This window comes from Nonomuraea sp. NPDC049028 (assembly GCF_043197735.1).
In the GTDB taxonomy this organism is placed as follows: Bacteria; Actinomycetota; Actinomycetes; order Streptosporangiales; family Streptosporangiaceae; genus Nonomuraea.
Genome location: NZ_JBICTR010000008.1, coordinates 144,669 through 158,023, shown reverse-complemented (window position 1 = coordinate 158,023; position 13,355 = coordinate 144,669). Strand labels below are relative to the sequence as shown.

Annotated in this window: 13 protein-coding genes; 4 read left to right on the top strand and 9 right to left on the bottom strand. The window is 71.4% G+C overall.

Translation table 11 applies throughout. The features are described 5' to 3' along the window. The first annotated feature begins 68 nt into the window (after positions 1-68). Positions 69-1,217, top strand: coding sequence for an acyl-CoA dehydrogenase family protein (locus tag ACGFJ2_RS31035; protein ID WP_357937990.1), 1,149 nt, complete (start codon positions 69-71; stop codon positions 1,215-1,217). A 16-nt stretch (positions 1,218-1,233) separates the two neighbouring features. Beyond that, a complete protein-coding gene (locus tag ACGFJ2_RS31030; protein ID WP_393474257.1) occupies positions 1,234-1,992 on the top strand; it encodes a crotonase/enoyl-CoA hydratase family protein in 759 nt (252 codons plus the stop codon). 74 nt (positions 1,993-2,066) lie between these two features. Here ACGFJ2_RS31030 and ACGFJ2_RS31025 read toward each other — a convergent pair whose 3' ends face one another. From ACGFJ2_RS31025 to ACGFJ2_RS30990, 8 genes are all read right to left on the bottom strand, one after another. Further along, entirely contained in the window at positions 2,067-2,528 is a 462-nt protein-coding gene (locus ACGFJ2_RS31025; RefSeq protein WP_357937996.1) for a MaoC family dehydratase, read from the bottom strand. Then, positions 2,525-3,736: an acetyl-CoA C-acetyltransferase gene (locus ACGFJ2_RS31020; RefSeq protein WP_393474254.1), complete on the bottom strand. Its 1,212-nt coding sequence runs from the start codon at positions 3,734-3,736 to the stop codon at positions 2,525-2,527. Before ACGFJ2_RS31020 ends, ACGFJ2_RS31025 begins: the two co-directional genes overlap by 4 nt. Further along, positions 3,729-4,619 (bottom strand): MaoC family dehydratase N-terminal domain-containing protein, encoded by an 891-nt coding sequence (locus ACGFJ2_RS31015; RefSeq protein ID WP_393474251.1) that lies wholly within the window; start codon positions 4,617-4,619, stop codon positions 3,729-3,731. The genes ACGFJ2_RS31020 and ACGFJ2_RS31015 overlap by 8 nt, the downstream gene beginning before the upstream one ends. Positions 4,620-4,642: 23 nt before the next feature. Continuing rightward, on the bottom strand, positions 4,643-5,383 hold the full coding sequence (gene fabG / locus ACGFJ2_RS31010) for a 3-oxoacyl-ACP reductase FabG (protein ID WP_393474248.1): 741 nt from the start codon (positions 5,381-5,383) through the stop codon (positions 4,643-4,645). A 6-nt stretch (positions 5,384-5,389) separates the two neighbouring features. Next, on the bottom strand, positions 5,390-6,544 hold the full coding sequence (locus ACGFJ2_RS31005) for an acyl-CoA dehydrogenase family protein (protein ID WP_357938008.1): 1,155 nt from the start codon (positions 6,542-6,544) through the stop codon (positions 5,390-5,392). Then, a complete protein-coding gene (locus tag ACGFJ2_RS31000) occupies positions 6,541-7,704 on the bottom strand; it encodes an acyl-CoA dehydrogenase family protein (RefSeq protein ID WP_357938011.1) in 1,164 nt (387 codons plus the stop codon). Before ACGFJ2_RS31000 ends, ACGFJ2_RS31005 begins: the two co-directional genes overlap by 4 nt. 101 nt (positions 7,705-7,805) lie before the next feature. Further along, positions 7,806-8,948, bottom strand: a complete 1,143-nt coding sequence (locus ACGFJ2_RS30995; RefSeq protein WP_393474244.1) for a CaiB/BaiF CoA transferase family protein — start codon at positions 8,946-8,948, stop codon at positions 7,806-7,808. After that, complete coding sequence (locus ACGFJ2_RS30990; RefSeq protein WP_357938017.1) at positions 8,945-9,736, bottom strand: crotonase/enoyl-CoA hydratase family protein; 792 nt, start codon at positions 9,734-9,736, stop codon at positions 8,945-8,947. The genes ACGFJ2_RS30995 and ACGFJ2_RS30990 overlap by 4 nt, the downstream gene beginning before the upstream one ends. A 135-nt stretch (positions 9,737-9,871) precedes the next feature. Here ACGFJ2_RS30990 and ACGFJ2_RS30985 point away from each other — a divergent pair, with 135 nt between their 5' ends. After that, a complete protein-coding gene (locus ACGFJ2_RS30985; protein ID WP_357938021.1) occupies positions 9,872-10,753 on the top strand; it encodes a LysR substrate-binding domain-containing protein in 882 nt (293 codons plus the stop codon). 138 nt (positions 10,754-10,891) lie between these two features. Beyond that, entirely contained in the window at positions 10,892-12,508 is a 1,617-nt protein-coding gene (locus ACGFJ2_RS30980; protein WP_393474240.1) for a long-chain-fatty-acid--CoA ligase, read from the top strand. On the opposite strand, the gene ACGFJ2_RS30975 is transcribed toward ACGFJ2_RS30980, so the two are convergent. Beyond that, positions 12,442-13,320 (bottom strand): LysR family transcriptional regulator, encoded by an 879-nt coding sequence (locus ACGFJ2_RS30975; RefSeq protein WP_357938027.1) that lies wholly within the window; start codon positions 13,318-13,320, stop codon positions 12,442-12,444. The genes ACGFJ2_RS30980 and ACGFJ2_RS30975 overlap by 67 nt on opposite strands. Between the last annotated feature and the right edge of the window lie 35 nt (positions 13,321-13,355).

Below are 13,355 nucleotides of genomic sequence, written 5' to 3'. Positions count from 1 at the left end.
GCCGGTCCGCGACCTACACTTAACGATCGTTCGACAAGATCCTGGTCTTGCCGGCAGAGAGAGGAACGATGCGACGCACCGTCTTCGACGACGACCATGAGGCGTTCCGGGCCACCGTCCGTGACTTCCTCGCCCGGGAGGTCGTCCCGATCTTCCCCGCGTGGGAGAAGGCGGGCGCGGCGCCCCGCGACTTCTACCGGCGGCTCGGCAAGCTGGGCGTGCTCGGCCTGCAGGTCCCCGAGGAGTACGGCGGCGGCGGCCAGCGCGGCTTCAGGTTCAACGTCGTGGTGAACGAGGAACTGGCGCGGGCGAAGCTGGGCCTCGGCCCGGTACGGGTGCACACCGACATCGTGCTGCCGTACCTGCTGCGCTACGCCTCCGAGGAGCAGAAGCGGCGCTGGCTGCCAGGGGTGGCCAACGGCGAGCTGATGACCGCGATCGCGATGACCGAGCCGGGAACCGGGTCGGACCTCGCCGGCATCGCCACGACCGCGGTGCTCGACGGGGACCATTATGTGCTCAACGGGGCCAAGACCTTCATCACCGGCGCTGTCAACGCCGACCTCGTACTCGTCGTCGCCCGTACGTCCCCGCCCACGGGCGACCGGCGGGCGGGGCTGAGCATCCTGGTCGTCGAGGCGGGCTCGCCCGGCTTCTCGGTGGGCCGCAATCTGGACAAGCTCGGGCTCAAGGCGCAGGACACCGCCGAGCTGGCCTTCGAGGACGTCGCCGTGCCGGCGGCGAACCTGCTGGGCGAGGAGGGCCGCGCGTTCGAGTTCCTCCGCCACAACCTCGCGCAGGAGCGACTGTCCATCGCCGTGAACGCGCAGGCGGCAGCGGCGACGGCGCTGGAGGTCACCCTCGCCTACGTGAACGAGCGGAACGTCTTCGGCCGGCCGCTGTCCGGCTTCCAGAACACCAAGTTCGTGCTCGCCGAGTGCGCGACCGACGTGGAGGCGGGCCAGGCGCTGGTCGACCGCGCGCTGGAGGAGCACGACGCCGGCGAGCTGAGCGCGGCCGACGCGGCCAAGGTGAAGCTCTTCTGCACCGAGCTGCAGTCCCGCGTCGTCGACAAGTGCCTGCAACTGCACGGCGGCTACGGGTACGTGCTGGAATACCCGATCGCCCGCATGTACGCCGACGCGCGCGTCACCCGCATCTACGGTGGCACCAGCGAGGTCATGAAGAGCATCATCGCCAAGTCCATCGGCCTCTGACCAAGGGAGCACCTCGATGAGCACAGTGCTGACCGAATTCGCGGACGGCATCGCGGTCATCACCATCAACCGGCCCGCGGCACGCAACGCGGTGGACCTGGAGACGACGAAGGCGCTCGCGGCGGCGATCGACGAGCTCGAGTCCAGGCCCGACCTGAAGGTGGGGATCCTCACCGGAGCCGGCGGCACGTTCTGCTCCGGCATGGATCTGAAGGCGTTCACGCGGGGCGAGAAGCCTGCCCTGCCGGGGCGCGGCTTCGCCGGCATCACCGAGCGGCTTCCGGAGAAACCGCTGATCGCGGCGGTTGAGGGGTGGGCGGCCGCGGGTGGCTGCGAGCTGGCGCTGGCGGCCGATCTGGTGGTGGCGTCCCGAACTGCCCAGTTCAGCCTGCCCGAGGTCAAGCGGGGGCTGATCGCGGTCGGAGGCGGATTGTTGCGGGTGGCGAAGGCGTTGCCACACCACCTCGCCATGCAGCTGGTGCTCACCGGTGATCCGTTGCCGGCGGCGCGGGCGCACGCGTACGGGCTGGTCAACGAGCTCACCGAGCCGGGTGTGGCGCTGGAGGGGGCGCGGGCGCTGGCCGCCAGGATCGCCGCCAACGCGCCGTTCGCGGTGCGGATGTCCAAGCGGATCCTGTCGTCGTCGGTGAACTACACCGACGAGGCCGCGTTCGCGGCGCAGCTGAAGGTGTGGGCCGAGGTGGTGGCCTCCGCCGACGCGCAGGAGGGCGCCCGCGCCTTCGCCGAGAAGCGGACGCCGATCTGGGACCGTTGACCTGCCTTCCCTCGGGCAGCGACCGCTGACCTGACTTCCTTCGGGCGGCGACCGCCGACTTGCCCCGGGGATCCTCAGGCGTCGAGAAGGAGCGTGATGGTCTCGGCGACGCAGGCGGGTTTTCGTTCGCCGTCGAGCTCGATGGTGTAGCGCGTCGTGAGTGCGGCGCCCGTCGCGGTCTCCCGCAGGCCGGCGAAGGCGGCCACCGCCCGCAGGCGCGAGCCCTCAGGCACGGGCGAGGGGAAGCGGACCTTGTTCACGCCGTAGTTGACGCGGGCCCCGCCCAGGTCGAGGCGGAAGAGCCGGGGCCCGAAGTGCGGGATCAGCGACAGCGTCAGGTATCCGTGCGCGATGGTGCGGCCGAACGGACCGGACGCGGCCCGTTCTGGGTCGACATGGATCCACTGGTGGTCGCCGGTGGCGTCGGCGAAGGCGTCGATGCGCTCCTGATCCACGACGAGCCAGTCGCTGGGGCCGATGGGCTCGTCGAGGGCGCTCTTCACCTCCTCCAGGGAGGTGAAGACGCGGGCGGTCATGACGTCACCCGTTCGAAGACGGCGGCCAGGCCCTGGCCGCCGCCGATGCACATGGTCTCCAGGCCGTACCTGGCCTCGCGCCGGCAGAGCTCGCGGGACAGCGTCGCCAGCATCCGCACACCGGTGGCGCCGACCGGGTGGCCGAGCGAGATGCCGGAGCCGTGGACGTTCGTACGCTCCAGGTCCTCCTCGCCGAACTTCCACTCCCTCATGACCGCCAGCGCCTGGGCCGCGAACGCCTCGTTGAGCTCGATGAGTTCCATGTCGTGCAGCGAGAGGCCGGCCCGGTCCAGGGCGGCCGCGGTGGCGGGTACCGGGCCGATGCCCATGGTCTCCGGCGCGACCCCGGCCACGGCCCACGACACGAGGCGGACCAGCGGTCGCAGGCCGAGCCGGTCGGCGCGCTCGGGGGTGGTGACGAGGCACATGGCGGCGGCGTCGTTCTGCCCGCTCGCGTTGCCCGCCGTGACGGTCGCCTCCGGGTCGGAGCCGGCCAGGAGTGGCTTGAGCCTGGACAGGGACTCCAAAGAGGTGTCGGCGCGGGGGTGCTCGTCGGTGTCGATCACGGCCTCGCCGCTCCTGGTGGAGACCGAGGTCGGGATGATCTCCTCGGCCAGGATGCCGTCGGCCTGGGCCCTGACCGCGCGCTGGTGGGACAGCAGGGCCAGCTCGTCCTGTTCCCGGCGCGAGATCGCGTACGCGCGGCGCAGGCTCTCGGCGGTCTCGATCATGCCGCCGGGGATCGGGTGTCTCCGGCCGCCCGCGGTCTGCCGGGCGCGTACGAGGCTGTCGTGCACCGCTACGCCGTTCCTCGCGCCCCAGCGCATGTCCGTGGAGTAGAACGTGGCGTTGCTCATGCTCTCCGTGCCGCCCGCGACGACGACCTCATGAACCCCGGTCTGCACCTGCATGGCGGCGTGAATGACGGCCTGCAGGCCCGAGCCGCACCGGCGGTCGAGGTGGAAGCCGGGGACGTGGGCGGGCAGACCGGCGTCGAGCGCGACGACGCGGCCGATCGCGGGCGCCTCGCTGCTGGCGTTGCAGTGGCCCAGGACGACGTCCTCGATCTCGTCCGGCACGAGGCCGGTGCGCTCGATCAGGCCCTTGAGCGCGATGACGCCGAGGTCGGCCGCCGTCAGGCTCCTGAACATCCCGCCGTAACGGCCTATCGGGGTGCGGACGGGCTCACAGATGACCGCCTCACGCATGGCCGGCCCCTTCCTGCTCGATCGTCAAGGTACTGCGGGGCTCGTCATCCGCGCCGAACACGCCCAGCGTCAGCGATCCGGTGTCCTCGACCCGCCGGAGCTCCACCCGCTGGCCGCAGAACAGCGGCTTGCGGTTGCGGTGCCGCAGGCGGACGACCTCGCCCCGGTGCCCTTCGAGGCGGAGGATCTCCGCAAGGGCGAGCGTCATCAGGGGGCCGTGCACGACCAGGCCGGGATAGCCCTCGACACGGGTGGTGTACGGCCAGTCGTAGTGGATGCGGTGGGGATTCGCGCTCGCCGCGCTGAAGCGCATCAGCAGCGTCGGATCCGTGGCGAAATCCCAGGCCCACTCCCCCGTCCGGGTGAACGGAGCGCGGGCGGGGGCCGCGTCGGGCGGCTGCGCGGCCGAGGGCGCGGCGGGCCCGGCGTCCCGGTAGATCAGGTCCTGGCGCTCCTCGATCGCGAGTTTGTCATGCTCGTCGTACAGGGCGGTGACGACGGTCACCACGACGAGGCGGCCGGTGCGGCCGGACTTCTCGGTGACCGACTCCACGCGCGCCTCACGGCGGACCGTGCCACCGACCGTGAGCGGGGCATGGAGGACGACCTCGCCGCCGGCGAACATCCGGCGCGGCAGTTCCACCGGGGGCAGGAACGACCCGCGCGCCGGATGGCCGTCGGCGCCGAGCGCGGACGAGCGGGGCCAGCGGGCCAGGGCGAGCCAGTGCCACAGCGGCGGAAGGACGTCCCCCGGGCCGATCGCGGGCGTGCCGTCGTCGAACAACGCCGACAGCGCCGCCACCGGATGGGGGTCGACCGTCTCGGTCGTGACGACGGTGTGCGGTGCCCAGCTCGCATCAACCGCCCGCCGGTGACTGCTCACATCAACCGCCCGCCGGTGACTGCTCACATCAACCGCCCGCCGGTGACTTCGAGCACGGTGCCGGTCATGTACGACGACAGATCCGAGGCCAGGAACAACGCCACCGAGGCGACCTCGTGCGCCTCGCCCGCCCGTCCCATCGGGATCTCGGCCAGCTTCTGGTCCCACGCCTTCTGCGGCATCGCCTCGGTCATGGCCGAGCGGATCAGGCCCGGCTGGATGGCGTTGACCCGGACGCCGTGGTGGGCCAACTCCTTGGCGGCGGCCTTGGACAGGCCGACGACACCGGCCTTGGCGGCGGAGTAGTTGGTCTGGCCGACCATGCCGACCTTCCCCGACAGCGAGGAGATGTTCACGATCGCGCCGCTCTTCTGCTCGCGCATGACGGCGGCGGCCTTGCGGGTGCCGTTCCAGGTGCCCTTGAGGTGGACGTCGATGACCTGGTCGAACTGCTCCTCGGTCATCGTGCGCATCGTCGCGTCGCGGGTGATCCCGGCGTTGTTGACCATGACGTCCAGCGAGCCGAACGCCTCCAGCGCCGTCCGGATCAGGGCGTCCACGTCCGCGGCGCGGGTGACGTCGCACCGCGCCGCCCGGGCCACGCCTGGCCCGCCGAGCCCCTTGGCCACCGCCTCGGCGGCCTCCAGGTTGAGGTCACCGATCACGATCCGCGCGCCTTCCCTGACGAAGACCTCCGCGATGGCGAGGCCGATGCCCTGGGCGGCGCCGGTGACGACCGCGGTCTTGCCGTTGAGCAGCATCATGTTTCCTCAGCTGATGGGGTTGCGGGCGATCAGTTGGGCGGCGATGACGTTGCGCTGGATCTCGTTGGTGCCCTCGCCGAGGATCATCAGCGGGGCGTCCCGGAAGTAGCGCTCGACGTCGAACTCCTTGGAGTAGCCGTACCCGCCGTGCACGCGCATCGCGTCCAGCGTCACCTGCATCGCAGCCTCGGAGGCGAAGAGCTTGGCCATACCGGCCTCCATGTCGGCGCGGCCGCCCGCGTCGAGCCGGCGGGCGGCGTCCTCGGTGAGCAGCCGTGCCGCCTGGACCTTGGTCGCCATGTCGGCCAGCAGGTTGCCCACCGACTGGTGTTTCCAGATCGGCTTGCCGAACGACTCGCGTTCTTGCGCGTACCGCACCGCGTCGTCGAGCGCGGCCTGGGCGACGCCGACCGCGCGGGCGGCGACTTGGATCCTGCCGATCTCCAGGCCACGCATCATCTGCGCCCAGCCCTGGTTCGGCTCGTCGCCGAGCACGGCGGACGCGGGGACCCGCATGTCGTCGAAGACGAGCTCACAGGACTCGACGCCGCGATAGCCGAGCTTCGGCAGGTTCTTGGACACGGTCATGCCGTCGCCGGGCTCGACGAGGAGCACACTCATGCCCCGGTGCGCCGGCTTCGCGTCCGGGTCGGTCACGCAGAGTAGGCCGATGAGGCCGGCGTGGCGGGCGTTGGTGATCCAGGTCTTCGACCCGGTGATCAACAGGTCGCCGCCGTCCTCGCGGGCGTGCGTGCGCATCGCCTGCAGGTCGCTGCCGCCGCCGGGCTCGGTGAGCGCCATCGCCGCCCGGATCGTGCCGTCGGCCATCCGGGGCAGGTAACGTTCGCGCTGGTCAGGGGTGCCGAACGTGCGGATCATGTAGGTGATGACCGAGTGCCCGCCGATGGCGCCGGCCAGGCTCATCCAGCCGCGGGCCAGCTCCTCGGTGACCCGGGCGAAGCACTCCGTACTCACCTCCACGCCGCCGTGCTCGGCGGGCGCGAGCAGGCCGAAGAAGCCCAGCTTCTTCATCTCCTCGATGAACTCGGCGGGGTAGGCGTCCACCGACTCGTAGTCCCGTACTCGCGGCCGCACCCGCTCGTCGACGAATTCGCCGGCCAGGGCGACGATCTCCCTTTCGTCCTCGGTCAGTGCGCTCATGATCGCTCTCCGCTTCGTTCCGCGCCCTTGAGCAGTTGCTTGGCGATGATGACCTTTTGCACCTCGCTCGTGCCCTCGTACAGCCGGAACAGGCGGGCGTCGCGGTAGAACCGCTCGACCGGGACCGACCGCATGTATCCCAGGCCGCCGTGAATCTGTACGGCGCGGTCGGCCACCCGGCCGACCATCTCCGAGCAGAAGAGCTTCGCGCACGAGGGGGCCATGCGCCGGTCGCTGCCGTCGTCGTAGGCCCGCGCCGCGTCCAGCACCATCGCCCGCCCGGCCATGAGCTCGGTCTGCGAGTCCGCGAGCATCGCCTGCACCTGCTGGAACTCCGCGATGGGCCGCCCGCCCTGCCGGGTGGCGGCGGCATGGGTGACGCTCTCCTCGACGAGCCGCTGGGCCAGCCCGACGCAGATCGCCGCGATGTGCAGCCGGCCGCGCGCCAGCGAGCGCATGGCGGCCGCGAACCCCTCGCCCTCGACTCCGCCGATCAGCGCGGAGTCGGGCACGAAGACGTCGTCGAGGAAGACCTCGGCGGTGTGTGCTCCGCGCTGTCCCATCTTCTCGTCCTTGGGGCCGACCGTGAGCCCCTCGGCGCCGGACTCCACCACGAAGACGGAGATGGCCTTGGTGCCCTCGGTGTCGGCGTTCGTCCTGGCGAAGACCATGAACAGGTCGGCCCGGTCGGCGTTCGTGATGAACCGCTTCTGGCCGGTGAGCCGGTAGCCGCCCTCGGCCCGGACCGCCCGAGTCCGCAGCCCGCTGGGGTCGGAGCCGGCCTCGGGCTCGGTCAGCGCGAACGCGGCGATCTGGTCGCCGGCCGCCAGCGCGGGGAGGTGTCGCCGCTTCTGCTCGTCGGTGCCGAAGTTCACCAGCACCTGGCCGGCGATGCCGTTGTTGGTGCCGAGCATCGAGCGGAAGGCCGGCGCGGTGTGGCCGAGCTCCATCGCCAGCTGAACATCCTCGATCATGGTGAACCCGAGCCCGCCGTGCTCCTCCGGCAGCGCGTAGCCGAACAACCCCATGTCAGCCGCCTTCGCACGGATGGCCTCGGGGATCTCGTCGGTCTGCTCGATGACGTCTTCGGCGGGCACGACCTCCTTGCGTACGAAGGTGCGCACGGCGGCCAGCACCTCCTGGAACGCTTCGATGTCCACTGTTCAGCTCCTGAGGGTGGTGGGCGACGGCTCGGGCTTGAGGATCTTTCCGGCGGGCGAGGTGGGCAGCGCGTCGACCATGCCCTCCGGCCAGTACGCGTTCACCGCACCGCCCCCACTGCCAGCAGGTTTTCGATCTCCTCGGAGGTATGTCCAAGTTCGGCGAGGATCGCACGGGTGTCCTGGCCAGGGACGGGCGCGGGTGCCGGCCTGTCGCTAGGGGTGCCGGCGAACCGGGGCGCGGGCGCGGGCTGGATGGCGCCCTCGGCGTCGGTGTAGAAGCTGTCCCGGGCGGCGTTGTGGGGATGCGCGACGACCTCGTCCATGGTCAGCACCGGTGTGACGCAGGCGTCGACGCCGGCGAAGCGCGCCACCCATTCCTCGCGGGAGGCGTTCTTGAACGCCTTGGCGAAGGTCTCCCGCATCGCGGGCCAGGTGGCCGGGTCGCGCTGGGCGGCGAGGTCGACCGCGTGAGCGACGCCAAGGACGTCCACGAGCTTGGCGAAGAAGGCGCCTTCGATGGCGCCCACGGCCACGTGCCGCCCGTCGGCGCACTCGTAGGTGTCGTAGAAGGGGGCGCCGCCGTCGAGCAGGTTCGCGCCACGCTCGGTGGCCCAGGCGCCGTGCGCGTACCGGCCATAGATCATCGACATCAGCAGGCCGGAGCCCTCGACCATCGCCGCGTCCACCACCTGGCCGCGTCCCGACGCGCGCGCGTTCAGCACCGCGGCCAGCACGCCGAGCGCCAGCAGCATGCCGCCGCCGCCGAAGTCGCCGACCAGGTTGAGCGGCGGCGTGGGCGGGTGATCGGGACGGCCGATCGCGGCCAGCGCGCCGGAGAGCGCGATGTAGTTGATGTCGTGGCCGGCCCGCATGGCCAGTGGCCCGTCCTGGCCGAAGCCGGTCATCCGGCCGAACACCAGGCGCGGATTGCTCTCGGCCAGCGTCCCGGGATCGAACCCCAGCCGCTCGGCCACGCCGGGACGGAAGCCCTCCAGGACCGCGTCCGCCGTGTCGATCAGGGCCCGGACGACGGCGGCGCCACGGGGGTTCTTCAGATCGGCGACCAGCGAGCGGCGCCCGCGGTCGAGCACCGGGTTCGGGCGCGCGTCCCGATCGGCGGGGCGGTGGACGCGGATCACCTCCGCCCCCAGATCGGCCAGCATCATGGCGGCGAACGGAACGGGGCCGATGCCGCCCAGCTCGACGACCCGCACTCCGGTGAGAGGACCGTTCACGGTCATCGGCCCTGCCAGTTCGGCCGGCGCTTCTCGGCGAAGGCGCGGGCGCCTTCCTTGGCGTCCTCCGAGGCGAAGACCGGCTCGATGATCAGCCGCTGGCGGACGAACCGCTCCTCCTCCGGCCACTGCTCGTGCTCTTTGATCACTCGCTTGGTGGCGAGCGTGGCGAGCGGGCCGTTCTCCGCGATGCGGGCGGCGAGCGTCAGTGCGGCGTCCAGTGCCTCGCCCTCCTCGGTGAGCCGGTTGACCAGGCCTATCTCGTACGCCCGCGCGGCCGTGATCAGGTCCCCGGTCAGCGCGAGCTCCATCGCGATCTGCGGGGGGACACGGTGCGGCAGGCGCAGCAGCCCACCGGCGGCGGCCACCAGGCCCCGTTTGACCTCCGGGATGCCGAACTTCGCCGTCCGCGCCGCCACGACGAGGTCGCAGGCGAGGACGATCTCGCAGCCGCCGGCCAGCGCGTAGCCCTCGACCGCGGCGATCAGCGGCTTCTTCGGCGGCGCCTCGGTCACGCCGGCGAATCCCCGGCCCTCGAGGCTCGGCCGCTCGCCGCGCAGAAATGCCTTCAGGTCCATGCCCGCGCAAAAGCAGTCTCCGGCCCCGGTAAGGACGGCGGCGGAGAGGTCGTCGCGCCGATCGAGCTCGTCGAGCGCGGCGGCGATGCCCTCGGACACGGCGCGGGTGACAGCGTTCTTGGCGTGCGGGCGGTTGATGGTGATCACCGCGATGCGCGACTCGTGACGCACCAGCACGTCGTCACCGACGGCGGTCGTGCCGCTCTCCGTTGTCATCGTGCTCCTGGGTCATCGAACAGGTCAGCCGGTGGCGTCCCGGCGTATCCCGACTGCATCATCACCGCACCGGTACGCGCAAAGACCAGGGTGCGTATGGATCTATCGGCGCTGCCTATGAGTAAAGTTCAGGGCATGGACCTGCGGCTCGTCACGTACTTCGTAGCGGTCGTCGACCATGGCGGCGTCACCAAGGCCGCGAAGGCGCTCTACATCGCGCAGCCGTCGCTGTCCCAGGCGATCCGCAGCCTTGAACGCCAGCTGGGCACACAGCTGTTCGACCGGTCCGGCCGCTGGCTCACCCTGACCGCCGACGGGCGGGCGTTCGTCGACCCGGCCCGGCAGATCCTGGCCGACGTCGAGGCCGCCAAGCGGCGCGTGCACGCCGTCAGAGACCTGCTGACCGGGCGTCTGGAGATCGCGGTGCTGTCCGCGCTGTCCGCCGATCCGCTGCCGGAGCTGACCAGCGCGCTGCACCGGGCGCATCCTGGGATCCTGGTCACCGTACGCGATCCCGGCAGCTCATCGGGGGTCCTGAGCCAGGTGCGCCAGGGCGATGCCGAGCTGGGGCTGACGGACGCACCGGTGAGGAGCGACCTGTTGCGGACCCAGGAGCTCTGGGAGCATGAGATCACTCTCGTCCTCCCCCCGCACCTGGCCGCCGCGCTGCCCGACCCGGTCCCGCTGGCCGCGATCGGCGACATCCCCCTGGTCCTGGAATCCTCGGAGGCGGGCGGCCGGGCCGCACTCGACGACGTGCTGGGGCAGGCCGTTGGCTTCGTGGCCGTCGAGTGCGCGCACCGGCAGGCGATCTGGGAGCTGGTCATGCACGGCGCGGGCGCCACGTTCCTCCCCCGGCGGATCGCCGAGACCGAGCTGCGCAACGTGGTGGTGCGATCAACGTCGCCGCAGGTGCGGCGGACGGTGCGCCTGGTGTTCCGGCCTGGGCCGCTGTCCCCCGCCGCCACGGCCTTTCTGAACGTGGCGGCGGACATGAGCCGGCGACGGCTCTCATAGGTTCGGCCTATCGGACGATGCGGCGTTCGCTCTTTGCGCGACGCCCGAGGGGATGGTCGACTCTCAGCAGCGCGCGATGCCCGAGGGGATGGTCGACTCTCGGCAGCGCACGCCGGCCGGATGCGAAGGAGAACCGACGTGAACACACCGTCCGCCTACTCGGGAATGACAATCAGTGACCAGCTCGCCCGGCACGCCCGATCCATCCCCGACGCGGTGGCGCTGCGCATGGACGGGGTCGACCGGACGTACGGCCAGCTAAACGTAAGGGTCGACCGGCTGGTCCACGTCCTCGGGGCGCGCGGCGTCGGTCCGGGTGACCGGGTCGTGGTGATGATGTACAACGGGCTCGAACCGGTGGAGGTCTTCTTCGCCTGCGCCCGCATGGGGGCGGTCTGCGTACCGGTGAACTTCCGGCTGCACGCCGACGAGGTGGCCTACCAGCTGGCCGACAGCGGAGCCGTGGTCGCCGTCGTCGAGGACGGCCTGGCCGCCACCTTCGCGCGGGCGTGGAAGAACGTGCCGACCGTGCGGCACTGCCTCGTGGCGGGAGCGGCCGGCGAGCTGGGCGCGGACCTGGAGTCGTACGAGGACGCGCTGCGCGAGGCGCCCAAGAGCGGCGCCCGCGTGGCGGTCGACCCCCACGCGCCCGCGTTCATCATGTACACCTCCGGCACGACCGGCCGGCCCAAGGGTGCCGTGCTCACGCACTACAACCTGGCCGTCCAGACCATGAGCAGGTTCGCCCACATCGGCGTGCCGAGCGACTGCCGGGCGTGGCTGATCAGCACCCCGCTCTTCCACATCGGCGGCCTGGCCGCCCTGCTGTCCAGCGTCATGGTCGGCGGGCGGACAGTGATCGCCAGGTCCGGCCGGTTCGACCCGGTGGGGACCTTGGACCTGCTCGAACGCGAGCGCATCGGCTACGTCTTCCTCGTCCCCGCCCAGTGGCAGGCGGTCTGCGACGTTCCGGGCATCGCGGAGCGGGATCTGTCGGCGCTGCGGCTCATCTCGTGGGGCGCCGCTCCCGCGACCAAGGCGTTGCTGCTCCGGATGATCGAGACCTTCCCCGGCGCGAGGCTGCTGAGCGTGTTCGGCCAGACGGAGACCAGCGCGGTGTCGACCGTGCTCCTCGGCGAGGAAGCCCTCCGCAAGATCGGGTCAGTGGGGACCCCGCTGGTCAACGTCGAGGTCCGCATCGTGGACGAGCAGATGAACGACGTGCCGCGAGGCGAGATCGGCGAGATCGTCTACCGCGGACCGACGATCATGACGGCCTACTGGAACAAGCCGGCCGAGACGGCGGCGGCCTTCGCCGGAGGCTGGTTCCACTCGGGCGATCTCGTCCGCCAGGACGAGGACGGCTACATCTATGTCGTCGACCGCCTCAAAGACATGATCATCTCTGGTGGGGAGAACATCTACTCCGCCGAGGTGGAGGAGGCCATCGCCGCCCACCCGGGGGTGGCGGAGGTCGCCGTGGTGGGCGTGCCGGACGAGCGATGGGGCGAGACGCCGCTGGCCGTCGTGGTGCCCGCCAGCGAGGGGGGCCTGCCTACGGCCGAGGACATCAGGGAGTGGTGCCGGACGCGGCTGGCGGCCTACAAAGTGCCACGGCGCGTCACCGTGATCGCCGAGCTGCCGCGCAACGCGAGCGGGAAGGTGCGCAAGCACGAGCTGCGGCAGGCCTACGGGCCGGCCGCGACCATACCGACGAACGCGCGACCCGGCGGGGACAGCGCCGCGGGGTCGTAGACCAGTCCATACGCCCGGCTGATCGGTGGTTCCAGACGGCGCACGACGGCCCCCCGGGCCGCGGCGGCCTCAGCCATCGACCGCTCCAGGAACGTGGCGCCCACGCCGGCGAGTACGAAGGGCAGGCGGGCCTCACGGTGCTCCACCACGACGGACGGCCCGATGGCGCGTCCCGCCGCCGCGACCGCCTGCTCGATCCCGCCGACGACCTGGGAGCTGCCGCGCGGTACGGTCACCTGCGGGATGTCCGGCAGTTCGGCGAGCGGCAGCGGATCGGACGGCGGCGCCGAGCCGGGCGGGAGGACGAGCCAGTATTCCTGCACCCCGAGTTCGCGCACCTCCAGTCCGGCGCAGTCCGTGGCGGGCAGATGGCAGGCCACGATCTCGCAGTGCCCTTCCCTGATCAGGGACGCCGCCATGGTCTCGTCGCGCAGATCGCCGATGCGGATGGAGACCTTCGGGAACTCCCTGCGGAAGGCGCCGACCAGGCGGGCCACCGGGTCCGCGGACAGGGCGGCCATGGCGAAGACGTCCAACCGCCCCCGCGGCCGGCCGGCCGCGTCGACGAACGAGCTCTCCGCGGCGACGACGTCGCGCAGGATGCGGCGCGCGGGCCCCACCAGGCTGTGGCCGGCCGAGGTGAGCACCATGCCGCGGCCGATGCGGTGGAACAGCGGGACGCCGAGCTCGCGCTCCAGCCCCTGGATGGCCTGCGAGACGGTGGGCTGGGCGACGTCGAGCGCGGTCGCCGCGGCGTTGATGCCGTTGTGGTCGACGACCGCGAGGAAATACTTGATCTGGTGCAGGTCCACGCCCTGACTGTATCCAGCAGCGCCCATGCGGCCGC